The sequence below is a fragment of the Antarcticirhabdus aurantiaca genome (assembly GCF_009765365.1).
Lineage (GTDB): Bacteria > Pseudomonadota > Alphaproteobacteria > Rhizobiales > Rhizobiaceae > Antarcticirhabdus > Antarcticirhabdus aurantiaca.
In genome coordinates, this window is the sequence record NZ_VTOM01000004.1 from 275,176 (window position 1) to 299,161 (window position 23,986).

Below are 23,986 nucleotides of genomic sequence, written 5' to 3' on the forward strand. Positions count from 1 at the left end.
TTGTGAAGGACACGCCAGGCGCAACGGCTTCGAGGCAAGGCGACACTTCGCGGTGTCGCCTGCGGGTCCGCAGAGGCGGCACGATATCCGGATCCCTCAGGCCGGCGGATGCTCAATGCCTCCGGGCCTTTTCCGTGCGGCCTGGGCGGCGTGTCGAACGTCACGCGCTGGCCTCGGGTCGACCTTGACCGAATGCGGGACGCCGCGCTGCTGCGAGATGAGCCGCTGGCGGTTCGAATGCTCCGACCGCGCCTGCGAGAAGGTGTTCAGCCTTGGTGCCGAAGGCCGCCGCCCTCGGCTTCGCGCCGCGGCGGCGCGCCGATGGCCGTCAGCGCCCTGGAAGCTTTCGGATCGTCGCCACTACACCTTTTGGTAGTATATCGACAATATCGAGGACGCCGATACGACGACACCGTCGATTTTGAGCGCCAGCCAATCTTTAGAACGGTCGACTAGGCAAGATTTTAAGCTGTTTTTATCCATATTCAATCACGGTGATCGCGCCCTGGGGAGAGGGGCGCGGCTGATTTCGAGGAGAGCTCGGACATGAATGTGAGCTCGACCTCCGCCGAATGAAGCGGATCATCGCCTGCTCCCCGATGACGTCCATTGCTGATGAAGGCGGTCCGCTCGATCGCCCGGAGCCTCCATGCGCCTGACCGTGACCACCAAGATCCTCGTCGCCGCCGCCGCCAGCATCACCCTCACGGTCGGCGCAACGATGAGCTTCATCGCCTACGAGGCGATCGGCCAGGCCGGGGAGATGGTCGCCACGGCCACCCATTCCGAAGCCCAAGCAATGGCGGGCATCATAACGACGCCGGTCGTCGAGCTCGCCGGGGCGGCGCGCTCCATGGCCAATTCCATCGGCGAGCGCCATGCGTTCGGCGATCGAGATCGCAAGGCGCTGGGTTTGAGCCTGCGTCCCAACCTCGTGGATCACCCGCTTTCGGTCGGCAGCTGGTTCATGGAGGCGGACGATCGCCCCTTCGACGGCCAGACCATCACCGACGTCGCGGAACTCGGCGCGGACAAGGACGGCTACTTCAACCCGATCTGGACGCGCACGCCGGACGGAGCGGTCGCCTACGGAGCCTACGACAACACCTACCAGGACTCCTTCTGGAGGTTGCCGGCCGAGACGCGGAAGGGAGCCGCAACACCGCCTTATCTGGATACGTCCGCCGAGCAGCCGCAGCTCATGTTCAGCGTCGTGTTTCCCGTGATGTCGGGGGATACGTTTCTGGGCGTTTCCGGCATCGATATCGGTCTCGGCAAGATTTCGGAGAAGCTTGCCGATGTCAGACCCTTCGGCAGCGGGCGCGTCACACTCTTGTCGGGCGATGGCAGCTGGATTGCTCATCCCGACGCCACGCGCTTGACCAAGCCTTACGGCAGCGAAGCTGGGGCGGAAGCACTGGCTGCAGCCTTGTCGGATGGAAAGCCCCACACGGCCGAAGGCATGTTCGACACGCTGTCGGAGGCCGCAGAGCGCACGTTCCTTCCGTTCGACCTGCCGGGCCTCAATGCGCGCTGGGTCGTCGCCGTCGATGTTCCCTTGTCGGTCGCTACCGGACCCGTTCGGGACCAGATCTGGACGATGGTCGCCGGCGGCATCGCCATTCTCATCTCGACGCTCGTTCTGCTGGCGCTGATCATCGATCGCGTGGTGCGCCGGCCGGTCGCCCGGGCCGTGCGCCTGGCGGATGCCATCGGCGCGGGCGACGTGTCGCAGCGCGCCGCAGCCACGAGCGCCGACGAGCTCGGCGACCTCCTGCGCTCGATGAACACGATGAGCGCCAAGCTGTCGGAGATCGTCGGCGACGTCCTCGGCTCGGCCGCTCAGGTGGCGTCCGGCTCCCGTCAGTCGGCGGCGACGGCCGAGCAGCTCTCGTCGGGCTCGACCGAGCAGGCCGCGGCTTCCGAGGAAACCTCGGCGGCCGTCGAGGAGATGACGGCGAACGTGCGCCAGAACGCCGAGAACGCGGCCCAGGCGGAGACGATCGCCGCCCAGTCCGCCACCAGCGCCGAGAAGAGCCAGGCGGCCATCACCGGCTCGCTGGAAGCCATGCGCTCGATCGCCGAGCGCGTCCGCGTCGTCCAGGAGATCGCGCGCCAGACCGACCTTCTGGCCCTGAACGCGGCGATCGAGGCCGCGCGTGCCGGCGCCCATGGCAAGGGCTTCGCCGTCGTGGCTTCGGAAGTGCGAAAGCTCGCCGAGCGCAGCCAACAGGCGGCGGCCGAGATCGGCGAGATGTCGATCTCGACGCTGCAGATTTCGGAGGAAGCCGGGCGCGAATTCGACCGCCTGCTTCCCGACATCCGCCGGACCGCCGAACTGATCTCGGAGATTTCGGCCGCCTGCCGCGAGCAGTCGATCGGCATCGAGCAGATCAACCAGGCCGTGGTTCAGCTCGACCAGGTGACGCAGGCGAACGCAGGGGCTGCCAACGAGATGACGGCGACCGCCGAGGCGCTGTCGGGCGAGGCCGTCTCCCTCAACGAGCGCGCCGCCTTCTTCAAGCTCGACACGGCCCGCGGCATGGGCTCGGTCATGGCGCCAGGAGCTCCGGCCCGTCGCCCGGACGCTCCGCTGCGCGCCGGCGCTGCGCCCCGGCAGGACGTTCGCGCGCTTCAGGCACGGGCAGTGAACTTCCAACCGGCGCGCCGCCCCGCCGATCCTGCGCGCGGCGCCGCGCTGGACTCCGATGGCGGCCGCGACGAGGCCGGCTTCGTGCGCATGAGCGGCTGAGGATCCCGACCGTTCAGCCCGCATGACCGCCTCGACCGGCGGCCAGCTTCAACCCCGCTCGGCGCGGCGCCTGTCGAGCCGGTCGATCCGAAGCGGACCAGCAGGCGAAGCCGATGAAAACTAAGCCGCCTCCCGATCGGGCGCTTCGCTGACGCTTCGGCCCGCGCCGCCATGCAGGTCCAAGCATCGTTCGAACCAGGCGAGAACGGGGTCGTCGACAGCCAGGATCTTGAAGGAGGTGGTGACGCGCGCCCATTGCAGCGCGGAGAAGACGATGTAGTCGGCGAACAGCGGCGCCTCGCCCCCGAGGAAGGGCTGGCGCTTCAAGACGTCCCGCACGACCCCGAGCCGCGCCCCGAGCGCCTCGCGCGCCTCCGCCCGTCCGTCCCGCAGCGCTTCCAACCGTTGGCCGAAGCGCTTCTCGCGACTCTGCCGACAATAGGCCTGGTCGGCCGGGCCCAGCATGTCGTGGATGTCCGGAACCGCGCAGGCGGCGATCAAAGGATGCAGCATCCCGTTCGCATAGGCTTCCACGAAGCGCGCGGATGCTTGTCCGCCCTCGCCGCCGAACAGGGTGGGACGATCCGGGTAAGCGCGCTCGAGATATTCGGCGATGGCGAAGGAATCGGACACCACCGCATCCCCGTCCCGGATCACCGGAACGATGCTCGAGGCACCGTTCTCGATCGCGGGGATGGCCGTGAAGGTCGTCGGGATCGACTCGAACGCCAAGCCCTTGTGGAGGAGCGCCATCCGCACCTTCCAGCAATGCGGGGAGAAGGGCCGCGACGTGTCGGAGCCGACGAGGTCGTAGAGCGCGACGGGCATGGATCCTCCATCGGAATGCATCGAACTCGTCACCGTCGCGTCTCCAGTTTCGGCAGGAAGATGGTCAGAAGGCCCGCCACCGGCAGGAAGGAACAGGCGGTATAAACGGCCTCGATCCCGACGCTGTCCGCCCAGCCGCCGAGCAGGGCGGCCGCGATGCCGCTCAGGCCGAAGTTGAGACCGTAGAACAGGCCGCCGATGAGACCGATCCGATGCGGCACCAGCTCCATGGCGTAGATCATGATCGAGGCGAAGGCGCTCGCCATGACGAGGTTGATCGCCACGGTCAGGACGCCCGTCCAGGCGAGGTCCGCGTAGGGAAGAAGGAGCGTGAGAGGCAGCGGGCCGAGCACCGAGATCCAGATGATACGGTAGCGCCCGATCCGGTCCCCGAGAATGCCGCCGATCAGCACGCCGGCAGCCGAGGCGACGAAGAAGACGAAGAGCATCATCTGCGACTGGGGGATCGACACGCCGAAGCGGTCGATGAGGTAGAAGGTATAGAAGGAGCGGAAGCTCTCGAGATAGGCGATCTTCGAGAACATCAGGATCGTCAGCACCACGAGGCCGAGCCCGACGACGCGCGGCGCGTGGGCGGGGGGTCCGCGGCTGCCGGCCGCGCCGCCGGCGCTCGCGTCCATGACGTGCGACCGAAGCGTTTCGTGGTGGCGGGCCGTCCAGCCCATCAGAGCCATGGCGAGAAGCACGAGGGCGGCGAACCATGCAAGGCTCGGCCGTCCCTGGGGCACGATGACGAGGGCGGCGAAGAGCGGCCCGAGCGCGCCGCCGAGCTGGCCGCCGACCTGGAAGATGCCCTGCGCCAGACCCTGCCGGCCGCCGGATGCGTGGCGCGCCGAGCGCGTCGCTTCCGGGTGGAAGACCGAGGAGCCGATGCCGATCAGCGCGACGGCGACGAGGATCTGCGCGTAGCTCTGTGCCTGCGCCAGCCAGACCACGCCGCCGAGGCTGAAGGCGAGCCCGAGGACGGTCGAATAGGGCAGCGGATGCCGATCGGTGGTGAAGCCGACCAGCGGCTGGAGCATCGAGCCCGCGAGTTGGAAGGTCAGGGTGATCATCCCGATCTGGGCGAGGTCGAGGGTGAACTCCTCGCGCAGGATCGGATAGACGGCCGGGATCAGCGACTGGACCGTGTCGTTGAGGAGGTGCGAGGCGCCGAGCGCGAAAAGAATGCCCAGGAAGACCTTCGGGCGCGTCGGTGCCCTTGCGATGCTGTCCAAGTCGTGTCGCCTTCCGGCCGGTTGGGTGTCGACGGCGGACCAAGCCGTTCCGCTCGAACGGTCGGGGCGATCGTTCGCGCATCTCTCCCCCGCTCTGTCTCAAGCGTTTCAGCACGCAGGCGGCGGAACGTCCAGCGCATGGATGTTTCGCCGCCTCACGCGACCCGTCGCGCGGCGGCTCAGGGGCTCGTCACCATGCGCTCCTCGATTGGGGTGAGGAAGGTGTCGGAACAACCGTCCGAGACCTTGATCTCGCTCCAACCGAAAAGGTCGCGCATCGTATCGATGGAATGCTGCATCCGCGCCTCGTCGACCGTACTGAGGTCGACCGCCCGCACGCGCGATGTCGAGGGCGGAAGATCGGTCGCCGAGGCGACATGCCGGCCGCCGACCGAAGCTATCCCTGGTGCGACGCTCAGGCGGCGGCCGCCCGGCGCATGGCCTGCGTTGATCCACCATAACCCCAGGCATCGGCCGGCACCTCGTCGACGACGACGTAGGTCGCGAGCGGAAGATCGGGGCCGACGACCCTGGCGAGCAGGCCATGGGCCTGCCGAATGAACTCGGCCTTCTCGTCCTCGCTGTTGGTGCCCTCCGTCACCCTGACGTCGAGATGGGCCGCCGCCGGAACCGGCCGGCCGCCGATGCTCCAGCGCGCCGCATCATGAATCTCGACGAGGACGGCGGTCAGCTCGGCCTTCTTGCCCATCGCGTCCGCCATGAGCCGGGTCGCCTCCCTTTGGAGGGTTTCGACCTGGGGCGGCGCGAGGTCGAGGCCTGCGACGCGGATATGGACGAAAGGCATGAGGGCGGCTCCCGATCTTGGTTGACGGGATGATCATGCCGCGCCACGATCGTCGCGAAAATCGCGAAGTTCAAAAGCCATGATCGAGGAAAGCTGAATGGTTGTGGCCCGGCTCAACCTCGACATGGACGTCCTGCGCACCTTCGTCACCGGCGTGGATCTCGGCAGCTTCGCCAAGGCCGCCGACCGGCTCGGGCGCTCGCCCTCAGCCGTCAGCCTGCACCTGCGCAAGCTGGAGAGCCAGGTCGGCCAACCGCTCATGCGCAAGCAGGGCCGAGGACTCGCGCTGACCGAGGCCGGCGAGACGCTGATGGCCTATGCGCGCCGCATCCTTGAGCTCAACGACGAGGCGCGCCTGGCGCTCGGCGGCCTGGCCGGTCTGGACGGCTGGGTGCGCGTCGGCGTTCCGCAGGACTTCGCCGAGACCTGGCTGCCCCCTCTCCTCGCGCGCTTCCAGCGGGCCTACCCCCAGGTGCGCGTGGAGGCGCGCGTCGATCGCGGTGCGTCGATGGCCGACGCGGTGAGTGCTGGCGCCCTCGACCTCGCTTTGACCTGGGGGACGCTGGGCAGGCCGACTTGCGAGACCGTTGCCGACGTGCGCCTCGCCTGGATCGCCGCGGAGGATTATCGCGCGACCGAGGGAGAGCCGGTCGCGCTCGTCGCCTTCGACGACCCTTGCGCCTTCCGCCGCCGCGCGACGGACGCCTTGGAAGCGGCGGGCCTGCCGTGGCGGCACGTCTTCGCGACGTCGAGCCTCGTTGGGGTCTGGGCGGCCGTCCGGGCAGGCCTCGGGATCACGGCGCGGTGCGCGGACATGATCCCGCCCGATCTGCGCGCGTTCGGCCCGTCCGCCAGGCATCTCCCCGATCTCGGATCGATCGAGCTCGTGCTGCATCGCTCGCCCAAGATCACCGCCGCAGCGGGGGCCTTCACAGAGCTTCTCCTCGAAGCCGCCGGTTCCCGGCTCCAAGAGCAGACCACCTGACGCTGCGTTATGGGCGGCGCAGCGGCCGGCGTCCGGTGCCGGCCGGCGTTCGACTCACCCGTGGAAGCGGTCGCGATAAGCGCTCGGACCGATCCCGAGATGGCGCAGGAAGACGCGCCGCATGGTCTCCGTTGTCAATCGGCATCCAAAAGGGACCCAGGATCGGCGTCCAAAAGGGACCCACCTTCAACGCTGATCCAGCCGCTCCGTAGAGGTCGGCGACGCGGAGCCTCCCAATCAGCGCAGCGGCGCCGACCTCGTCTCCAGACCGCCGCCTGCTCCTCAAGCGCGTGTCTTGAGCCGCCAGCTCGCGTTGCCGGTTTCCAGGATCTCGCAGTGGTGCGTCAGCCGGTCGAGAAGCGCCGTGGTCATCTTGGCGTCGCCGAACACGCTCGGCCACTCGGCAAAGGGAAGATTGGTCGTCACGATCACCGAGGTGCGCTCGTAGAGGCGGCTGATCAGGTGGAACAGCATCTGACCGCCCGCACGCGGGAACGGCAGGTAGCCGAGTTCGTCCAGGATCACGAGGTCGGTTCGGCCGAGCTGTGCGGCCAGCCGGCCCGTCTTGCCCGCCCGGCTCTCCGCGTCCAACTGGTTGACGAGATCGACCGTGTTGAAGAAGCGCACACGCGCCTCACGCTCGCGCACGCAGTTGGCGCCGATCGCAATCGCCAGATGCGTCTTGCCAGATCCCGTGCCCCCGATCAGCACCGCGTTGCGGCTTTCGGCCAGAAAGGCTCCCTTGTGCAGCTCCCGCACAATGGGCTCGCCCACGGGTGAGCCGGCGAAGTCGAACTCGCCTAGCGTCTTCATCACGGGAAAGCGCGCATTGGCCAGCCGATGGGCGGTCGCCCGCGTCTGGGTTTCGGCCAGTTGCGCCGCGAGAAGCTCGCCCACGACGTGCTCGGGCGAGTGATGGCGCTTGGCAGCGAGCGTCATCACCTCGTCATAGGCCGTCCGCATGCCGCGCAGCTTCAGCTTGACCATCATCTCGAGAATGGCCGGACGCTCCATCACGCCCTCACCGCGGCACGAAGAGAGTCGTAGCGGGCACAGTCAGCCTCGGGCAAAAGGCCCAGCGTCAGGGATGCCGGCGTGAGGATGGGGGCTGGCGGTTCTGGATCGCGGGCACGAGCCAAGCAGTTCAGAACCGCATCGGCGCTGTTCAAGCGAGCCTCCAGAGCACTTGTGCAGGCTGCTTCCACGGCCTCAAGGCCGGCTTCCGGCACGGCCGAGAGGATCGTGACGAACTGCCTGTCGCCATCTGGATGCACAGCCAAGCGTTGGCGGATCCGGCGAAGAGCATCGGGCAGGTCCCAGTCACGGAAGGGCTCGCCGTTGCGCAAGGCGCCGGGCTTGCGGGCGAGGACGGGCAGGTAGTGCCAGGGATCGTAGACCGTCGCGTGGCGAGCGAACGAGCGTGGATGCTGGGCAACGATCTCGCCGTTCAGGAAGATGGCGATGCGTTCGGCATAGGCACGAAGCTGCACCTGACGCCCGGCGGCGCGAGCCGCCACGGAGTAGCGGTTGTGATCGAAGCGCACGAGGCAGGTCGAAGACGCGACCGCTTCGACCTCGTGGAAGCCATCGAAGGGAAGGCGCAGCGGCACGAGCGCGGGCTGATCCTCGCGGGTGAAGACCTCCATCACCGTTCGATCGCGCTGGACAGGGTGAGCGGCCGTTCGCGCCCAGGTCAGGCAGCGTGCCTCGAGCCACTCGTTCAGCTCTGCCAGCGAGCCGCACCGAGGCGGCGGCTTGAAGAAGCGGTTGCGGGCGGTGCGCACCTGGTTCTCCACCTGACCCTTCTCCCAGCCCGCACCTGGGTTGCAGGCGGTGGGCTCGACGAGATGGTGGGAGCAGAACTGCTCGAAGCGCCGGTTGAAGATGCGCTGGCGGCCTATGAAGATCGTGGCAACGGCCGTGCGCATGTTGTCGTAGATGCCGCGCCGGCAGGCGCCACCGAAGAAGCGGAATGCCTGTTCGTGGGCGTCGAAGACCATCTCCTGCGTCTCGCGAGGATAGGCGCGCACCAGGAAGAAGCGGCTGTGACAAAGCCGAACGTGTGCGACCTTGATCTGCGTGGTGGTGCCGTCGATGATTGCGGTCTCGTGGCTCCAGTCGAACTGATAGGCCTCGCCGGGCGCGAAGGCGAGCGGCACGAAGACGCCTTGCGCTGACACGGCGCGCTCCTTGAACCAACGCTGAGCATAGCGGCGCACGCTGTCATAGCCGCCGGCATAACCGTTCTCGCGCAGCATCTCGAACAAGCGCGTGTAGCTCAGGCGCTGTCGCTTGGGCTTGGGCAGCTCCTCGGCCAGCAGCGCTTCGAGCTGCCCGATGTGGGTGTCGAGCTGAGGGCGGGGCTGACGCTTGCGCTTGTAGGTGAAGGCGGTGACGTCTGGGCGCAGCGCCTTACGAACGACCTTGCGAGACAAACGCAGCTCTCGCGAGATCTCACGGATGGTCATGCGTTCGACGTTGGCCAGACGTCGTATCTTGGCGATGGTTTCCACGATCATCATCCCGGCTGGCTCCCACCTTCTTGGATCGGCGGGAGCATGCATCCATTGTGCCGGGGGTGGGTCCCTTTTGGGCGCCGATCAGCCCGTCAGCCGGGTCCTTCTTCCATGCTTAACCGCAGTCTCCGTCGAGCCGAAGCCGCATCGGGCGGCGGTTCGGGTCACGCTGGCGCCCTCCTCCAGAAGCTGGCGGGCGCCGTCCAGCCGGATCATCTCGACGCCTTCGGCAGGCGTGCGCCCCGTTCCGCTTTTGTAGCGGCGGGAGAAGGTACGAAGACTCATGCCGGCTTGGCTTGCCAAGGTCGCCAGCGAGAGGTCGCGATCGAGATGGGCCGCGATCCATCCGTGCAGTTCCTCGAAGGTCTCGTCCGCCGACTGAAGCGCCAGCGTGGCGCTGAACTGCGCCTGACCGCCCGGCCGCTTGAGAAAGACGACGAGTTGCCGTGCCACGGCGAGCGCCAGCCGCCGGCCGTGATCCGCCTCCACCATGGCAAGCGCCAGATCGATGCCCGCCGTGACGCCGGCCGAGGTCCAGACGGTTCCGTCCCGGATGAATATGGGGTCCGGGTCGAGCAGCACCGAGGGATAGCGGGTGCGGAACTCCGCGCAGCGCTGCCAGTGCGTCACCGCCCGGCGCCCGTCGAGCAGGCCGGCCTCGGCGAGGATGAGGGCGCCGCTGCACACGGAGGCCGTCCGCCCGGCCGACGCCGATCGCCGCCGGACCCAGTCGATCAGCGCCCGGTCGCGGCGCGCCGCATCCACCCCGTAGCCGCCCGACACGATCAGCGTCCCGAGCGCGCCGTTGCGCTCTGCCGCCGGCTCGGCCTTCAGCGTGAGGCCGGAACTCGTGGCGATCTCGACGTCGAGCGAAACGAGGGCGACCTCGTAGGGCCTCGGTGCGCCGGGCGGCGACAGGTCGTTGGCGGTAGCGAAGACCTGCGCCGGCCCGGTCACGTCCAGGATCTGCGCGTCGGCGAAGGCGAGGATCTCGACGCGGTGGGGAGGCGAAGGACGTGTTGGCATGAAACGAGCGATGATTGGCGCAACGGCCAAGTCGTCCCGCGCTAGGCTCCTCCCGTCAAGACAGGAGCGCACCCATGACCCTTCGCTTCGGCATCCTCTGCTTTCCCGGCGTGCAGCAGCTCGATCTCACCGGCCCCTACGAGGTCTTCGCCTCGGCCAGGGGCGCGGCCGTCCACCTCGTCTGGAAGGACCTCCGGCCGGTCCGCTCGGCGACGGGACTGATGCTGACGCCCGACACGACCTTTGCCGAAGCGCCGGACTTCGACGTCCTCTGCATCCCCGGCGGCAGCGGCGTGAACGCGCTCCTCACCGACGAGACGGTGCTCGCCTTCATCCGGACCAAGGCGGCGACGGCGCGCTTCGTCACCTCCGTCTGCACCGGCGCCCTCGTCCTGGGGCAGGCCGGGCTCCTTGCCGGCAAGCGCGCGGCCACACATTGGAACGCGATGGACTTCCTGCCCGCCTTCGGTGCGATCCCGGTCTCCGAGCGCGTCGTGCAGGACGGATCGCTCATCACCGCGGGCGGCGTGACGTCGGGCATCGACTTCGGGCTGACGGTGGTCGCCGAACTTCTCGGCCGCGAGGAAGCCGAGACGATCCAGCTCGCCCTGGAATATGCCCCCGCCCCGCCCTTCGACGCCGGCCTGCCCGCGACCGCATCGGGCGCGGTCGTCGAGGCGGCGAAGGCGCGCATGGCGGGCTCGCGCCGAGAGCGGGAAGCACTCCTGCGGCCGTGACGGCGCCGGCCGGAGGCGCTGAGACGCGAGCGGTCGAGACAGCTTCGACCCCGGCCTGTTGCGCGACCCGGCGGCTCGGCCCATAGTGAGTCGATCCGCGTGACTGGCGAGAACGGATGGATCACCATCGGGGAGCGCGGATCGTTCGCGACGCCGCTCGCCTGGGCACTCCACTTTTCCCAAGGAGCCTGCCCCATGTCCGCGTCCATCGCCCTTCTCGGCATTCTCGGAGCCCTCCTCGTCGGGGCCGTCAGTCCCGGCCCGAGCTTCGTCCTCGTGTCGCGCATCGCCGTCACCGCGTCCCGGCGGGACGGGCTGGCCGCGGCGCTTGGCATGGGCGTCGGCGGCGCGGTCTTCGCGACGCTGGCGCTGCTCGGCCTCGTCACCCTCCTTCTCCAGGTGGACTGGCTGCACCTGACGCTGCGCGTCCTCGGCGGCCTCTACCTCCTCTATCTCGGCATCCGCATCTGGCGCGGAGCATCCGAGCCGCTCGACGTCTCGAACCTCGACGCGCCCCGCCCCTCGACCGCGCTGCGGTCCTTCGGAATCGGTCTGGTCACGCAGCTCAGCAATCCGAAGACGGCGATCGTCTATGCCAGTATCTTCGCCGCCCTCCTGCCGGCCCCGGCTCCGGCATGGCTGGTCCTGTCCCTGCCCCTGCAGGTCCTGGCGCTGGAAGCATCATGGTACGCCGTCGTCGCCTCGGCCTTCTCGGCGCGACGGCCGCGCTCGGCCTACCTGCGCTCGAAGACCTGGGTCGACCGTGCCGCCGGGGCCGTGATGGGCGCTCTCGGCACGCGCCTCCTGTCGGAAGCGCTGCTGCCGCGGACTTGATGGCGATACGTCGATCGGGTGTCCGCTTCCTACAATACCGAGACGGTTAGCGGACATTTCGCAACCGATCCGTTTGAACCGCGCAGTTGACCCGAAGCGATCTCGGAAGCTGACGTGGCCGAAACTCAAGTCCTGAGCTGTTCGTGTTCCTTGTCAGGTCGGAGGGCGGTCGTGAAAATTTCACACCGCGAAGCGATCCGCTGCGCGGATGAGGCGGTCGAGTATGCCCGGCTCGGTCCAGGCATGACCGGCTCCTTCGATGAGATGGAACTCGGCCTCCGGCCATTCCTGGTGGAGCGCGAAGGCATAGCGCGCCGGGCATGGCATGTCGTAGCGCCCATGGACGATGACACCAGGGATGCCGCGGAGGCGGTGAGCGTCCCTCAGAAGCTGACCCTCGTCCAACCATGCCCGATGAACGAAGTAGTGGTTCTCGAGGCGCGCGAACGCCAGAGCATAGTGACCATCGCGGAATGGAGCCGAGAACTCCGGGTCGGGAAGAAGAGTGATCGTCTCGCCTTCCCAGATCGTCCAGGCTTTCGCCGCCTCGATCTGCGCGACGGGATCGTCGCCGACGAGGCGCCGATGATAGGCTTGGACCATATCGTGACGTTCGTTTTCCGGGATCGGGGCTTGGAAACGCGCCCACTTGTCCGGAAACATCTCCGACACGCCGAACTGATAGTACCAGTCGATCTCCGCCTTCGTGAGCGTATAAACGCCCCGCAGCACCAATTCGCTGACCCGGTCGGGATAGGTCTGCGAATAAGCCAGAGCTAACGTCGATCCCCACGACCCGCCAAAGACCATCCACTTCTCGACGCCGACATGATCGCGAAGACGCTCGATGTCGGCCACGAGGTGCCAGGTTGTATTGGCTTCTATGCTTGCATGAGGCGTCGAGCGACCGCAGCCGCGCTGGTCGAAGAGGAGAACGTCATAGCGCGAGGGATCGAACAAGCGTCGCTGAGCCGCCGAGATGCCCCCGCCCGGCCCACCGTGAAGAAAAACAGCCGGCTTGGCACCCGGTGTCCCGACCCTCTCGAAGTAGACGACGTGTCCATCGCCGACATCCAGCGTGCCTGTCTCGTAGGGTTCGACGGACGGGTAGAGGGAACGGAGTTCGGACATGGGGCCTCGTGGACTGCATGGCATGGCGGCCTCTGCTCTTACGATACCCTGAGCCGCCAGTCTCCCTTCCATCCGCCTCGCCCGCAGCACATCGAGCCGACGAGGTTCATGAGGCCAAGCGTCGCCGAAGCGGTCGGGGCGAACACGGACATGGCGACCCCCGTCCCGACCGGCACGCTCAGCGCAGGAGGCAGGCGGCCGCAGAGGCGGTCGACGGCGCGGCGCGGTCCTGCGAGAAGCAGCGCCTGGGGCTCGTGCCGCGCGAGGGGCGCAGCGGCGATCCGGCCGGCGTAGTCCTCATAAGTTCGGGCCTCGAAGGCGGATCGCATGTAGGCGAGCCGCACCGGCAGGCCGTCCGCTGCGACGAACAGCGGGAGGAGGTCGGCGGCCGGCGCGCCGAGGACCGGAAGCGCGACGGTGGTGATGCCGGGGAGCGCGACGCCGTCCGCGGTCGGCGTGTCGGCGCCGACGAGGTCGGGCATGAGCTTGCCCAGGCTCATGGCGAGCACGGCGGCGTAGTTGGCCTTCAGGCCGACGGGCAGGGTTTCGGCGAGGACGATGACGGGCTTGATGGACATGGGCAAGACTCCTTATTCCCCGCTCATGCGCCTCGCCTCGCGTGTCCGGATTGAAGGAAATTGACCTTCAGTGCCGGATCATCGCGCCCGGCGTCACCCCGAAGTGCCGGCGGAACAGGCGGATCATGTGCGTCTGGTCGCTGAAGCCCGCGGCGGCCGCGGCCTGCGCCGCCGGCATGCCCTGCACGAGAAGGTCGCGCGCCCGCCCGACCCGTCGCTGGATCACCAGCGCGTGCGGCGTGAGACCCGTGCTCCGGCGCACGCTGCGCACGAGATAGGACGGGTGGAGACCGACGCCGGCCGCGAGCTCGCCGAGCGACAGCGATCGGCCGTCCTCGACGGCGGCCGCGATTCGCTCGCGCAGCTCCGTCACGGCGCGCGTCTCCCGTCCCGGCGCTCGAAGCTCGGCGCGGCCATGACGAACGAAGGCGGCGCCGAGAACGGACTGCACGCCCTCCTCGACGGCGAGGCGGCGATCCGCACGTCGATCGGCGTTCAGCGCAGCAGCGAGACGGCACAGCCGCCGGGCCAGCTCTCCGCCGCGATCCTGCGGCGCGACGTCCGAGAAGCCGGCGAGGTCGCGCAGCCCGAGGAGCGCGCGAACCGCGTCCTCGCTTGCATAGAGCATGTCGTAGCGCAGCGCGCCGGACGCGGCGTGGCCGGTATGGGCCTCGTCCGGATTCATCAGGGACAACGAGCCTTGGGGCAGGAGGACGTCCGCGCCCCGGAGCCTGTAGCCGCCCACGCCGGCCGAGATCGCGCCGATGGCGAAGCCCTCGTGCGAATGGCGGCCGAAGGTCTGCGAGCGCAGATCGGCCTCGAAGACCTCGACGCCGTGCAGCCAGCTCAGATGATGCAACCGCCCCTTCGTCATGGCTCCGCTGTGCGGCCCCGCGCGTCGGAACACAACGGCTTTCCGCTTCTGGCGCCCTTCCGGCCTCTCGGTTGACGCGAAAGGCCTTCCCGTTTGAGACCATTTCGTGCCCGGCCCCGGGTTTCCCTCGGCGGAGGCACGACCGCCGGCATACGGGCGGCCCCCATCGTCGCGCTTCGAACGCGCGCGATGGCGCGGCGGCTATGATCGCGCGCGCGCCGCCCGCTGACCGAACCAGATGCTGGCGATCACCATCCCGATGCCGAGGATCTGCGGGAGCGACAGGGTCTCGCCGAGGACGAGCCAGCCGAGAAGAATCGCCGTCACCGGGCTCAGGAAGCCCAGCGAGGAGACCACCGACGGCTCCAGCCGGGCGATCCCCCTGAACCAGAGGATATAGGTCATCGCCGCCCCGACGAGGCCGATCCACGCGAGCGCGAGGGCGTTCGCCCTGTCGAAGGCGGCCGGGATCGGCTCCAGGAACAGGACGGGCGGCAAGAGGAGGAGCCCGCCGGCGGCGAGCTGCCAGGCGGTGAACGTCACGAGCGGCACCGGCGGCTGCCAGCGCCGCGTCAGGACCGTGCCCGCCGCCATGCAGGTCGTCCCGATCAGCGCCGCCGCCACGCCCACCGGATCGAGCGCGGCCGCCGGCGACAGGACGAGGAGCGCGACGCCCAGAAGCCCGATCGCGGCCGCCAGAAGGGCCGAGGCCCGGATCGGCGTCGCCAGCGCGACGCGCGCCATCAGGATCACGATTAGGGGCTGCACGGCGCCGACCGTCGCGGCGACGCCGCCCGGCAGGCGGTAGGCGGCGACGAACAGGAAGAACCAGAAGAGCGAGAAGTTCAGCGCGCCGAGCACGAAGCAGCGCGTCCACCACGGCCCCCAGGGCAATCGGCGCACGATCAGGAGGAGCAGGAGCCCCGCCGGGAGAGCCCGCAGCATCGCCACCGTCAGCGGCGGGAATCCGGCGAGGAAGCTGGTCGTGACGAGATAGGTGCTGCCCCAGATCATGGGCGCCAGGGCGGTGAGGACGATGTCGGTCGCGCGGGCGCTCATGTCGGCGATCCTGTACCTCGCGGCGCCTTGAGGATAATGGGCTTCATAGTCACGACTTCATCCACTCGGACGAACGGATCGCATGGACCGCTACACCGCCCTTCGCGTGTTCCGGGCGATCGCCGAGCGCGGCAGCTTCGTCGAAGCCGGGCGCCGGCTGTCGCTGTCCGCCTCGGCGGTGAGCAAGAACCTCGCCGAGCTCGAGGCCGACCTCGGCGTGCGGCTGATCCAACGGACGACGCGGCGCATGGCGCTGACGGAGGAGGGCCGCCTTTATCTGGAGGCCGTGTCCTCTGCCCTCGACGCTCTAGAGGAGGCCGGGCAGGCCGTGTCGCCGGAAGGCGGCGAGCCGAGCGGCCTTTTGCGGGTCAGCGCGCCGCTGACGGTCACGCTGACCTGGCTGTCGCACGCCATTCCGGGCTTCCTGGCGAAGCACCCGGCGCTCAGGCTCGATCTTCACCTGGACGACCGACGCGTGGATCTCGTGCGCGAGGGCTTCGACCTCGCGATCCGCGGCAGCGATCGCCTGGAGGACTCCAGCCTCGTCGCGCGGCGCCTCGCGACCATGCGGCACGTCCTTTGCGCCTCGCCCGACTATCTCGCCGCCGCGGGACGCCCCGCTGCCCCGGCGGACCTGCGCGCGCACGAATGCGTCCGCTTCAGCCTGTCGGGCCACGCCGACGTCTGGGAGTTCACGAAGGACGGGCAGAGCCAGAGGATCGCGATCGAAGGGCGCTACGTGGCCGGCTCCAGCCTCGCGGTGCGCGACGCGCTCCTCGCCGGCTTCGGCATCCACCTCATTCCCCGCGCCTATGTCGAGCCCGACATCGCGGCCGGGCGCCTGGTGCCGCTGCTGACCGAATGGACCCCGAACGAGACGGTCCTCTACGCCGTCTACCCTTCGCGCCGCTTCACCGCGCCGAAGGTGCGCTGCTTCGTGGATTTCCTGGTCGAGACGTTCGGGGACGACGGATCGGAACGCCACGGTGCCTGACCGGCGCCTCAGGGGCGGACGGCAGATCGTCGACGCTCGGTTTCGGAGCTGACGTCACATGCCCAGCCGGCCGAGCCGATCAAGCGCTGTTCAAGCGAACAGCTGGACGCCGCCGGACGGATTTCGGCCCGGTTTCCACCTTGCTCCGCATGCTCGCGCTTTTCACAGGCCGCCCGGTGTCCGAGCGGCCACCACGGCGATCCTCCAAGTGCCGGGCTTACCGCCTACGCCGAACGCGAAGCGGAGGCCTCGCACCGACGCAGCGTGTCGGCCGCGGCGTCGAAGGCGGCCCAGGCTCGTTTGGCGAGGCTGCCGCCGACGCTGCAGCGGCGGACGCCGATCGCGGCCAAGCGCTGGATGCTGTCGTCGTAGTCGTGGACGACCACGTTGACGGGCTTGGGCGCGACGGCCGCGACGAGCTCGGCCACCGCGCCCGGATCGAGGACGAGCGGCACGAACAGGCAGTCGGCCCCGGCCTCGGCATAGGCGACGGCCCGGGCGATGCTCTCGCTCACCGGCATATCGGGCACCTGGTAGTTCTCGTTGCGCCCGACCAGCATGGCGCTCGGGTCCACCGCGTCGATGGCGGCGCGGGCGGCGGCGATGCGCTCGACGGCGAGGCCCTGCTCGTACATGAAGCTGCCCGACCAGTCCTCGATCGACAGCGCCGCGACGCCCGTGTCGAGCGCCCGCGCGACGTTCACCGCCACGTCTTTCGGATCGTCGGCAAAGCCGTTCTCGAAGTCGGCATTGACCGGCAGGGGAGTGGCCGCGACGAGCGTGCGAAGGTTGGCGAGCGTCGCCTCGAGCCCGAGTTCCCCGTCGTCCCGGCCCGCGCCCCACGCCGCGCCCGAACTCGTGGAGGCGATCGCCTTGAAGCCCAGCTTGGTCAGGCGCGCCGCGCTGCCGGCGTCCCAAGCATTGGGAAGGACGAAGAAGCCGCTCTCGTGCAGTTTTCGAAAGGCCGTTCGCTTCTCTGCCGTCGTGGTCATCGCTTTCTCCCGTTCCAGATCGGATGACATTCAGCCCCTCTCGGCGTTCGAAATCGCTGCCTCGGGACGACGCTTGGATCCATCCCGGGATCGCCGTTCAGCGTCATCGAAGCCGGCCCGAGCTCATGAGGTGTACGAGTTCCTCCGGGAGGTCCAGTCCGGCGGAAAGGTCCGGCGCGGGGCAAGCCGGGGCGAAGCGTGTTTCGAGCGGCAGGACGCCCGCCCAGACCGGATGATCGGCCTCGTCGCCGTCGCCCGGCGGGGCGTCGCGCGTCTTGGCGGTGGCCTCCTCGATGTCGAGAAAGAGGACGCTCGTCGCCTTCAGCTCCTGGGGCGTCATCGGGCGCAGCCTCTCCCAGCGGCCGGGAAAGAGCCCGTCGGTGAAGCGGCGAAGGGCCTCGGCGACGGCGTCGGGCTCCTCCAGAAGCCGAGCCCGGCCGAACACCATGGCGGAGCGGTAGTTGACCGAATGGTTGAAGGCCGAGCGCGCCAGCACGTAGCCGTCCATCAGGCTGACGGTCAGGCAGACGCGCTCGCCCTCGACTTGGCGCAGGAAGCGGCTCGCCGCCGAGCCGTGCCAATAGACGCGCTCCCCCTCGCGCCAGTGGATCGTCGGCGTGACATAGGGCTGGCCGTCGATGACGTAGCCGACATGGCAGATCGGGGCGGCGTCGAGGACGGCGTGGACCGCGTCCCGCTCGTAAGCGACGCGCTTGTGGAGGCGCCGGGCGCGGCTGCGCGCGGTGACCGGGTAGGTCGAACCGTCGGTGGGTTGGGCGGAACGGGGCATGGCGGCGTCCTCGGGCTGGATGCTGGAAGGTCATGACCCGAAACCGGACGCCTCGCGCCGGCCACTTGCGCGATTGTGTCCAGTCCAGTTCACTGGTCGTCATGCCGGCCCCGATCCTTCCACCTGCCAGCGCCTGGCTTCCCCTGGACCGCGCCGCGGGCAAGCTCGAGCAGCAGATCCACGCGGCGATCCGCGATCGCATCCTCGACGGCCGTCTGCGGCCGGGCGAGCGCCTGCCGTCCTCGCGCGCCCTGGCGCGATCGCTCGGGCTCGCGCGCTCCACGGTCGTCGGCGGCTTCGAGCGCCTGCGGGCGGAAGGCTTCGTGCGAGGGCATCCCGGATCGGCCATGCGCGTCGCCGACCTGTCCGCGCCTCCGGCGGGTGCCCGGGTCGAGGCCCGCGCGGAGACCCAGAGCGGCTCCGCCCGTGCCCACGTCCCCGACGAGCCGGAACGCTTTCTCCCCTTTCGCCCCGGCCTGCCCGATCTCGACAGCTTTCCGCACGCGACCTGGGCGCGCTGCCTGGCCGCGCGGGCCCGCGCCCCGCGCATCCACGATCTCGGCTATGGCGAGGAGAACGGCTTGGCCGAGCTGCGGCACGCCATCCTCCGGCACGTGGTGCGGGCCCGCGCCGTCCTGGCCGATCCCGAGCAGGTCGTGGTCATGCCCTCCGCGGCGTCCATTCTGTCGATGCTCTCGCGCGTCGAGCGGGTCGGGCCTGACCGCCCGGTCTGGCTGGAGGAGCCAGCTTACGGGATCGCGCGCGAAACCTTCCGCGCGGCGGGGGCCGCGCTCGTGCCCGTTCCGTGCGACGAGGAGGGCATCGCGATCGGCCGTGCCGAGGGTCACGGGCCGCCGCCCTGCCTCGTCTACGTCACGCCCTCGCACCAGTATCCGACCGGCGTGTCCATGAGCCTGCCGCGCCGGCTGAAGCTTCTGGAGTTCGCGGCCTCGGTCGGGGCCGTCGTGATCGAGGACGACTACGACAGCGAGTTCCATTACGCCTCGCGCCCGCTGGCGGCCCTTCAAGGCATCGACCGGGCGGGCTGCGTCGCCTATGTCGGCACCTTTTCGAAGGTCCTGGCGCCGGCCTTGCGCGTCGCCTATGCGGTGCTGCCGCCGCGCCTCGTCGGCCCCGTGCGCGCCGTCCTGCGACGGGAGGGCGGATCGGTCCCGATCCACGTGCAGGCCGCGCTCGCCGACTTCCTGAACGAGGGGCACCTGCGCGCCCACATCCGGCGCATGCACGCCGTCTACGAGGAACGCATGCGGGCCACGCGCGACGCCTTGCGGGACGTGGGCGGCGGCCTGTTCGAGGTCGGCTCCGGCAGCGGCGGCTTGCAACTGCCGATCTGGTTCCGCGACCAAGCCGACGACGACGACGCGTGGGCCCGAGCTCTTCACGCACAAGGGCTCGGTCCGATGGCCTTGTCGCCGTTCCATATCAGTTCGCCGCGCCCGGGGCTCCTGTTCGGCATCGGCGCCGCGACGGAGGAGCGGATCGCCAGGCTGAAAACGGCGATCGGCAGACACCGGCCCGCATGAGCTGGCTCGATGCGCGATCATCGATGGGCTGATGCGCCCGCTTTGACCCATGAAGCCGGCCGTCTCGGCGTCGCTCACGGCTGACAACCACTGCAAGAACAGGCGTCATGCCAAGATGTGCAGTGCGCCCCTCGCTCTCAGATGTGGAACGGCGGGCTCGGAGGCCCCGATCCGGGAGCAGTGACCGGCCAGGACGCGCCGTCCTCGCTCGCCTGCATGCCAGATGCCCGTGCAGAGGACGTGGCCCGTCAGGCCGCCGCGAGGGGGATGGTGCCCGGCATGACAGCTTCGAACGCGATCGTCATACCTAGCATCCATCCCGCAAACGGCGTTTGCATCGGGATCGGTTGGCCGGAGAGCGGAAGCGCCTCCCCACGATCCATGGGGCCCACCACAGCGTCGCTTCCGCGTCTCGTTCAGTGCTGCCGCTCCACTGCGCGTCTTGCCTCGGCCGCATCGGGCGCGTGCCAGACCGGCTCGCAGCGGAAGACGTCCACGAAGCCTCGCTCGCCGGCCGGGGTGATCGCCAGCGTCCGGCTCTTCGGCGCGCGGGCGACCCAGCCGAGTTCGAGCGAGCGCGCGAGCAGCGCGGCGCCGAGGCGGCCGGCCAGATGCGGGCGCCGCTCGCTCCAGTCGAGGCAGGTCCGGCAGAGGGGCCGGCGCGCGGTGGCCGGCCCGGCGAGGTCGATCCCGAACGCGGGGAAGACGGCCTCGCCCGCCGGCGTGACGAGCCCCGCGCCGCTGTCCAGCCGCAGCCGCCCGTCGCGCTCCAGGGCATCCGCGAGCGCGACGCCGAGGCGACCGGCCATGTGGTCGTAGCAGGTGCGGGCGAGCCGCATGGCCGCGTCCCTTGGGCCGCGCGGTCGCCGTGTCGCGGTCGTCGTCACTGCCGGAGACGCCAGCGCCATCAGCCCCTCCAGCGCCTCGGCGACCGCGGGCGATGCGAGGCGCACGTAGCGGTGCCGGCCCTGGCGCTCGACGGCGACGAGGCCGCCCTCGACCAGCCGCACGAGATGGCTGCTCGCGGTCTGGGCGGTGATGCCGGCCTCGGCCGCGAGCTCGCCCGCCGTCAGCGCCTGGCCGCCGAGGAGCGCGGCCAGCATCGCGGCCCGGGCGGGATCGCCCATCAGGAAGGCGGTGGCGGCGATGCCGCCGCCGGTGCGAAGATCGGTCATGGCGCGAGGATAGGCGCGGCCCTCGTGCTTGTCAGGCCGGAACGCTTCGGCCAAGAGCGAAGCATCCGGCGCCCGCGAGCGGGTAGACCCGAGCCACCGATCCCGTCTCACCCGAAAGCATGCTCCTCATGGCGGACACGCAGCCGCGCCTTCTCGTCAGCCTCGCGATGCTGCTCGCGCTCGCGACGCTCTGGGGCGCCTCCTATTCCTTCATCAAGCTCGGCGTCGAGACGATCCCGCCGGTGACGCTGATCGCCGCGCGAACGCTGATCGCCGGCTCGCTTCTCCTCCTGATCCTGCGGCTTCGGGGCCTCAGGCTCCCGACCGACGCGCGCAATACGAAGCGCTTCCTCATCCAGGCCGGGCTCAACTCTGTCCTGCCCTTCACGCTCGTCGCCTGGGGCGAGCAGTATGTCGACGCGGGGCTGGCGGTGATCCTCAACTCGCTCACTCCCGTCTTCGCCTTCCTGATCAATGCCGGCATCACCCGCCACGAGGCGGTCACAGGCCCGAAGATCTTCGGCGTCGCCGCCGGGCTTCTCGGCATCTGCCTGGTGATCGGCCCCTCGGCGCTCGCCGGCTTCGGCACGGAGCTGACGGCACAGCTCGCCATCGTCCTCGCCGCCGCCCTCTACGGCGCGGCCGTCACCTTCGGACGCACCTTTCGCAACCTCGACCCGATGATGCCGGCGGCGGGCTCCTTGATCTGGGGCGCGGCGGTCCTCATCCCCGTCAGCCTCATCCTCGACCGACCCTGGACGCTGCAGCCCTCCTCCGCCTCGGTGCTGGCGCTGATCGCCCTCGCGGTCTTCTCGACGGCGCTCGCCTTCGTGATCTACTTCACGCTGCTGAAGCGCCTCGGCTCGGTCGGCACCACGGCGCAGGCCTATCTCCGGGTGCCGATCGGCGTCGGCATCGGCATCCTCTTCCTCGGCGAGACGCCGCAGCCCACCGCCTGGATCGGCCTCGCCTTCGTCATCGTCAGCGTCGTCGCCATGACGCTGCCGGCACGGCGGCAGGCGCCAGCGGCCTGATCGGCAATCGCAGCAGGAGGGCGAAGCGAACGGCTCAAGCGCGCCCTCCGTCGCCAAGCCGATGCGCTCGGCGAGTATCACCCCGACAAGCTTGGAGCGGGCGGCGCATCCTCCATCGACGAGCCATGCCGATGGCGAAGCTGGCCGATCGGCAGGCGGTCAAGACGAGGGTAGATGGGCCTGGCGCACGAGGTCGGCCTTGAGGCGGGCGGTCTCCATGCCGAGCGTGATGAAGCGGCGCGCATGCTCCGCCAGCGCGACATTGTCGCTCCAGAGATCGCGCCAGATCGCGGTCTTCAGCGACAGGTCCCGGTCGACGATCGCCGAGGAGAAGGATTCGAAGGTCACGACGTCGTCCCAGCCGATCGCGACCAGCGCGTCGAAGATCTTGGGAAAGTCGATCGAGCCCGTGCCGAGATAGCCGCGATGGCTCTCGCCGATGTGGACGTAGCCGATCTTGTCGCCCGCATGGCGGATGGCAAGACCGACATCGGCCTCCTCGATGTTCATGTGGAACGTGTCGAGGTGCAGAAGGACGTTGGAGGCGCCGGTCGCCTCAATGAAGGCGAGGCCCTGCGCCGCCGTGTTGAGCATGTTGCTCTCGAAGCGGTTGACGATCTCGAGGTTCAGCGTGACACCGGCCTGCTTTGCGCGGTTTGCAGCGCGCGAGACGGCGGCGACGCTCGTGTCCCAGCCGCGCTTCGTCACCGCCTGCTCCTGCTTGCCGTGCGAGGAGGACAGGATGCCGGCGAGCTTGGTGCCGCCGAGGTCGCGGGTGAGCGCGACCGCCGCGTCGAGGATCGCCTCGCCGTTCGTCACGACGGCCGGATCCTCGCTCGACACGTCGCCCTCCGGGGGCAGGCCCATGGAGATCGCGACGCCGAGGTTCAGCTCGCGCAGGCGCCCGGCGAGCCAGGAGACCTCGACCTGTTTGGGGTCGATATAGGAGAATTCGACGAGGTCGAAGCCGAGCTCGTGGCTGCGGGTCAGCACCGCGTCGAGCGCCTCGCGCGAGGAGCCGGCGCTCCAGACGAAGGAGTGCACGCCGATCTTGGTCATGGAAAGCCTCGCCTTCGAGGAATGATGCTGGAATGGGAGCCGCCCGCCCGGGGCGGCTCCCTTCGATGTCAGCGGGCGGCGGTCCAGCCCTTGTAGTCCTTGAGATTCTCCGAGGTGATGAGCTGCGGGTCGAGCAGCACCGTCGCCTCGGCCGGCTTGTTGCCGTTCAGCACTTCGACGGCCATCTGCAGCGACTGGCCGGCCATGACGTAGGGGTCCTGCGAGGCCGAGGCCTTGATCAGCGAGCTGCCGCCCTCCAGCGCCTTCTCGATGTCCGGCGCGCCGTCGACGGCGGTGATGATGAACTCGTTGCGGCCGAGCTGCTTGGCCGCGAGCTCGGCGCCGATCGCCGTCGGATCGTTGATGGCGAAGACGCCGTCGATCTTGTCGAAGCGGGTCAGGAGCCCCTGCATGACAGCGAGGCCGCCGTCGCGCGAGCCTTGCGCGTTCTGGTCGTCGGACAGGATCTTCATGTCGGGATGCTGCGAGAGGACGTTCTTGCAGCCCTGGACACGGTCGATGATCGAGGAGGAGGCCGGGCCGTTGATGATGACGACGTCGCCCTTTCCGCCGAGATTGTCGACGAGGTACTGGCAGGCCTCTTCGCCGGCCTTGACGTTGTTGGTCATGACGGTGACGTCGGCGCCCGGCGCCGAGACGTCGAAGGCCGCGACGATGACGCCGGCGTCCTGCGCCTTCTTCACCGCCGGGGCGATGGCCTGCGCGTCCACCGCGTTCAGCATGATGATGTCGACGCCGGCGGCGACGAAGCTGTCGATCTGCGAGACCTGCTTGTTGAGGTCGTAGTCGGCCGAGACCGAGATCACCTCGACGTTCGGGTTGATCTCCTTGGCGCGGTCCTCGATGCCCTTGATGGTGGCGACGAAGAAGGGGTTGCCGAGAAGGCCGACGGAGATGCCGATCTTCTGGAGCTCCTTGGCGGAAGCCGGGGTGGCGGCGGCCAGGGCCAGAAGGGCGGCGCCGGCGGCGAGTGTCTTCAGGATGCGCATGGGTTTCAGGTCTCCTCCCAGGTGG

At 69.1% G+C, this 23,986-nt stretch carries 22 protein-coding genes and 1 riboswitch; of the genes, 7 read left to right on the top strand and 15 right to left on the bottom strand.

Annotation, left to right across the window (positions count from 1 at the left end; genetic code table 11):
• Positions 1 to 649 precede the first annotated feature (649 nt).
• Positions 650 to 2,752, top strand: a complete 2,103-nt coding sequence (locus FZN60_RS06825; RefSeq protein ID WP_158872417.1) for a methyl-accepting chemotaxis protein — start codon at positions 650 to 652, stop codon at positions 2,750 to 2,752.
• Positions 2,753 to 2,872: 120 nt separating this feature from the next.
• On the opposite strand, the gene FZN60_RS06830 is transcribed toward FZN60_RS06825, so the two are convergent.
• The 3 genes from FZN60_RS06830 to FZN60_RS06840 all read right to left on the bottom strand — a co-directional run bounded on the left by FZN60_RS06830 (position 2,873) and on the right by FZN60_RS06840 (position 5,623).
• Positions 2,873 to 3,580, bottom strand: coding sequence for a glutathione S-transferase family protein (locus tag FZN60_RS06830; RefSeq protein ID WP_158872419.1), 708 nt, complete (start codon positions 3,578 to 3,580; stop codon positions 2,873 to 2,875).
• Between the two features lie 29 nt (positions 3,581 to 3,609).
• A complete protein-coding gene (locus FZN60_RS06835) occupies positions 3,610 to 4,818 on the bottom strand; it encodes an MFS transporter (RefSeq protein ID WP_158872421.1) in 1,209 nt (402 codons plus the stop codon).
• Between the two features lie 415 nt (positions 4,819 to 5,233).
• Positions 5,234 to 5,623: a tautomerase family protein gene (locus FZN60_RS06840; protein WP_158872423.1), complete on the bottom strand. Its 390-nt coding sequence runs from the start codon at positions 5,621 to 5,623 to the stop codon at positions 5,234 to 5,236.
• A gap of 97 nt (positions 5,624 to 5,720) precedes the next feature.
• Here FZN60_RS06840 and FZN60_RS06845 point away from each other — a divergent pair, with 97 nt between their 5' ends.
• Positions 5,721 to 6,608, top strand: coding sequence for a LysR substrate-binding domain-containing protein (locus FZN60_RS06845; RefSeq protein ID WP_246726625.1), 888 nt, complete (start codon positions 5,721 to 5,723; stop codon positions 6,606 to 6,608).
• A gap of 282 nt (positions 6,609 to 6,890) precedes the next feature.
• Here the strand turns inward: FZN60_RS06845 and istB are convergent, their stop codons facing one another.
• The 3 genes from istB to FZN60_RS06860 form a co-directional block, all read right to left on the bottom strand.
• Positions 6,891 to 7,622, bottom strand: a complete 732-nt coding sequence (gene istB / locus FZN60_RS06850) for an IS21-like element helper ATPase IstB (protein ID WP_158872425.1) — start codon at positions 7,620 to 7,622, stop codon at positions 6,891 to 6,893.
• Positions 7,622 to 9,130 (bottom strand): IS21 family transposase, encoded by a 1,509-nt coding sequence (gene istA / locus FZN60_RS06855; protein WP_158872427.1) that lies wholly within the window; start codon positions 9,128 to 9,130, stop codon positions 7,622 to 7,624. The genes istB and istA overlap by 1 nt, the downstream gene beginning before the upstream one ends.
• Before the next feature lie 78 nt (positions 9,131 to 9,208).
• Positions 9,209 to 10,150, bottom strand: coding sequence for a GlxA family transcriptional regulator (locus FZN60_RS06860; RefSeq protein ID WP_158872429.1), 942 nt, complete (start codon positions 10,148 to 10,150; stop codon positions 9,209 to 9,211).
• Between the two features lie 74 nt (positions 10,151 to 10,224).
• Between FZN60_RS06860 and FZN60_RS06865 the strand changes: the two genes are divergently transcribed.
• Together FZN60_RS06865 and FZN60_RS06870 are read left to right on the top strand one after the other, a co-directional pair.
• Positions 10,225 to 10,887, top strand: a complete 663-nt coding sequence (locus FZN60_RS06865; protein ID WP_158872431.1) for a DJ-1/PfpI family protein — start codon at positions 10,225 to 10,227, stop codon at positions 10,885 to 10,887.
• A gap of 89 nt (positions 10,888 to 10,976) precedes the next feature.
• Positions 10,977 to 11,061: riboswitch (ZMP/ZTP riboswitch) on the top strand.
• A 21-nt stretch (positions 11,062 to 11,082) separates the two neighbouring features.
• Positions 11,083 to 11,721 carry a LysE family translocator gene (locus FZN60_RS06870; RefSeq protein ID WP_158872433.1) on the top strand — a complete coding sequence of 213 codons (639 nt, stop codon included), beginning with the start codon at positions 11,083 to 11,085 and terminating at the stop codon, positions 11,719 to 11,721.
• Between the two features lie 180 nt (positions 11,722 to 11,901).
• On the opposite strand, the gene pip is transcribed toward FZN60_RS06870, so the two are convergent.
• The 4 genes from pip to FZN60_RS06890 all read right to left on the bottom strand — a co-directional run bounded on the left by pip (position 11,902) and on the right by FZN60_RS06890 (position 15,363).
• Positions 11,902 to 12,852, bottom strand: coding sequence for a prolyl aminopeptidase (pip, locus tag FZN60_RS06875; protein WP_158872552.1), 951 nt, complete (start codon positions 12,850 to 12,852; stop codon positions 11,902 to 11,904).
• A 38-nt stretch (positions 12,853 to 12,890) separates the two neighbouring features.
• Entirely contained in the window at positions 12,891 to 13,430 is a 540-nt protein-coding gene (locus FZN60_RS06880; protein WP_158872435.1) for a DUF2000 domain-containing protein, read from the bottom strand.
• A 67-nt stretch (positions 13,431 to 13,497) separates the two neighbouring features.
• Positions 13,498 to 14,289 carry an AraC family transcriptional regulator gene (locus tag FZN60_RS06885; RefSeq protein WP_199266504.1) on the bottom strand — a complete coding sequence of 264 codons (792 nt, stop codon included), beginning with the start codon at positions 14,287 to 14,289 and terminating at the stop codon, positions 13,498 to 13,500.
• Positions 14,290 to 14,505: 216 nt separating this feature from the next.
• Complete coding sequence (locus FZN60_RS06890) at positions 14,506 to 15,363, bottom strand: EamA family transporter (protein WP_158872439.1); 858 nt, start codon at positions 15,361 to 15,363, stop codon at positions 14,506 to 14,508.
• Positions 15,364 to 15,445: 82 nt separating this feature from the next.
• On the opposite strand from FZN60_RS06890, the gene FZN60_RS06895 reads away from it, so the two are divergent.
• Entirely contained in the window at positions 15,446 to 16,357 is a 912-nt protein-coding gene (locus FZN60_RS06895) for a LysR family transcriptional regulator (protein ID WP_158872441.1), read from the top strand.
• Positions 16,358 to 16,581: 224 nt separating this feature from the next.
• Here FZN60_RS06895 and FZN60_RS06900 read toward each other — a convergent pair whose 3' ends face one another.
• A complete protein-coding gene (locus FZN60_RS06900) occupies positions 16,582 to 17,349 on the bottom strand; it encodes an isocitrate lyase/PEP mutase family protein (protein WP_158872443.1) in 768 nt (255 codons plus the stop codon).
• Between the two features lie 103 nt (positions 17,350 to 17,452).
• Complete coding sequence (locus tag FZN60_RS06905) at positions 17,453 to 18,139, bottom strand: pyridoxamine 5'-phosphate oxidase family protein (RefSeq protein ID WP_158872445.1); 687 nt, start codon at positions 18,137 to 18,139, stop codon at positions 17,453 to 17,455.
• 101 nt (positions 18,140 to 18,240) lie between these two features.
• On the opposite strand from FZN60_RS06905, the gene pdxR reads away from it, so the two are divergent.
• Entirely contained in the window at positions 18,241 to 19,683 is a 1,443-nt protein-coding gene (gene pdxR, locus FZN60_RS06910; protein ID WP_158872447.1) for a MocR-like pyridoxine biosynthesis transcription factor PdxR, read from the top strand.
• Positions 19,684 to 20,099: 416 nt separating this feature from the next.
• Here the strand turns inward: pdxR and FZN60_RS06915 are convergent, their stop codons facing one another.
• On the bottom strand, positions 20,100 to 20,858 hold the full coding sequence (locus tag FZN60_RS06915) for an ArsR/SmtB family transcription factor (RefSeq protein WP_158872555.1): 759 nt from the start codon (positions 20,856 to 20,858) through the stop codon (positions 20,100 to 20,102).
• 128 nt (positions 20,859 to 20,986) lie between these two features.
• Here FZN60_RS06915 and FZN60_RS06920 point away from each other — a divergent pair, with 128 nt between their 5' ends.
• Positions 20,987 to 21,892, top strand: coding sequence for a DMT family transporter (locus FZN60_RS06920; RefSeq protein WP_158872449.1), 906 nt, complete (start codon positions 20,987 to 20,989; stop codon positions 21,890 to 21,892).
• A 159-nt stretch (positions 21,893 to 22,051) separates the two neighbouring features.
• Here the strand turns inward: FZN60_RS06920 and FZN60_RS06925 are convergent, their stop codons facing one another.
• Both FZN60_RS06925 and FZN60_RS06930 read right to left on the bottom strand, forming a co-directional pair.
• Positions 22,052 to 22,951 carry a sugar phosphate isomerase/epimerase family protein gene (locus tag FZN60_RS06925; RefSeq protein WP_158872451.1) on the bottom strand — a complete coding sequence of 300 codons (900 nt, stop codon included), beginning with the start codon at positions 22,949 to 22,951 and terminating at the stop codon, positions 22,052 to 22,054.
• A gap of 68 nt (positions 22,952 to 23,019) precedes the next feature.
• Positions 23,020 to 23,961 carry an ABC transporter substrate-binding protein gene (locus tag FZN60_RS06930; RefSeq protein WP_158872453.1) on the bottom strand — a complete coding sequence of 314 codons (942 nt, stop codon included), beginning with the start codon at positions 23,959 to 23,961 and terminating at the stop codon, positions 23,020 to 23,022.
• Positions 23,962 to 23,986: the final 25 nt, after the last annotated feature.

Coding starts and splice junctions, on each gene's coding strand:
- FZN60_RS06830 (WP_158872419.1), bottom strand. CDS start 3,580: ATGCCCGTCGCGCTCTACGACCTCGTCGGCTCCGACACGTCGCGGCCC.
- FZN60_RS06865 (WP_158872431.1), top strand. CDS start 10,225: ATGACCCTTCGCTTCGGCATCCTCTGCTTTCCCGGCGTGCAGCAGCTC.
- FZN60_RS06915 (WP_158872555.1), bottom strand. CDS start 20,858: ATGACCGATCTTCGCACCGGCGGCGGCATCGCCGCCACCGCCTTCCTG.
- FZN60_RS06895 (WP_158872441.1), top strand. CDS start 15,446: ATGGACCGCTACACCGCCCTTCGCGTGTTCCGGGCGATCGCCGAGCGC.
- FZN60_RS06890 (WP_158872439.1), bottom strand. CDS start 15,363: ATGAGCGCCCGCGCGACCGACATCGTCCTCACCGCCCTGGCGCCCATG.
- FZN60_RS06825 (WP_158872417.1), top strand. CDS start 650: ATGCGCCTGACCGTGACCACCAAGATCCTCGTCGCCGCCGCCGCCAGC.
- FZN60_RS06880 (WP_158872435.1), bottom strand. CDS start 13,430: ATGTCCATCAAGCCCGTCATCGTCCTCGCCGAAACCCTGCCCGTCGGC.
- pdxR (WP_158872447.1), top strand. CDS start 18,241: ATGCCGGCCCCGATCCTTCCACCTGCCAGCGCCTGGCTTCCCCTGGAC.
- FZN60_RS06860 (WP_158872429.1), bottom strand. CDS start 10,150: ATGCCAACACGTCCTTCGCCTCCCCACCGCGTCGAGATCCTCGCCTTC.
- FZN60_RS06905 (WP_158872445.1), bottom strand. CDS start 18,139: ATGCCCCGTTCCGCCCAACCCACCGACGGTTCGACCTACCCGGTCACC.
- FZN60_RS06930 (WP_158872453.1), bottom strand. CDS start 23,961: ATGCGCATCCTGAAGACACTCGCCGCCGGCGCCGCCCTTCTGGCCCTG.
- istA (WP_158872427.1), bottom strand. CDS start 9,130: ATGATGATCGTGGAAACCATCGCCAAGATACGACGTCTGGCCAACGTC.
- istB (WP_158872425.1), bottom strand. CDS start 7,622: ATGGAGCGTCCGGCCATTCTCGAGATGATGGTCAAGCTGAAGCTGCGC.
- FZN60_RS06925 (WP_158872451.1), bottom strand. CDS start 22,951: ATGACCAAGATCGGCGTGCACTCCTTCGTCTGGAGCGCCGGCTCCTCG.
- pip (WP_158872552.1), bottom strand. CDS start 12,852: ATGTCCGAACTCCGTTCCCTCTACCCGTCCGTCGAACCCTACGAGACA.
- FZN60_RS06845 (WP_246726625.1), top strand. CDS start 5,721: ATGGTTGTGGCCCGGCTCAACCTCGACATGGACGTCCTGCGCACCTTC.
- FZN60_RS06870 (WP_158872433.1), top strand. CDS start 11,083: ATGTCCGCGTCCATCGCCCTTCTCGGCATTCTCGGAGCCCTCCTCGTC.
- FZN60_RS06900 (WP_158872443.1), bottom strand. CDS start 17,349: ATGACCACGACGGCAGAGAAGCGAACGGCCTTTCGAAAACTGCACGAG.
- FZN60_RS06920 (WP_158872449.1), top strand. CDS start 20,987: ATGGCGGACACGCAGCCGCGCCTTCTCGTCAGCCTCGCGATGCTGCTC.
- FZN60_RS06840 (WP_158872423.1), bottom strand. CDS start 5,623: ATGCCTTTCGTCCATATCCGCGTCGCAGGCCTCGACCTCGCGCCGCCC.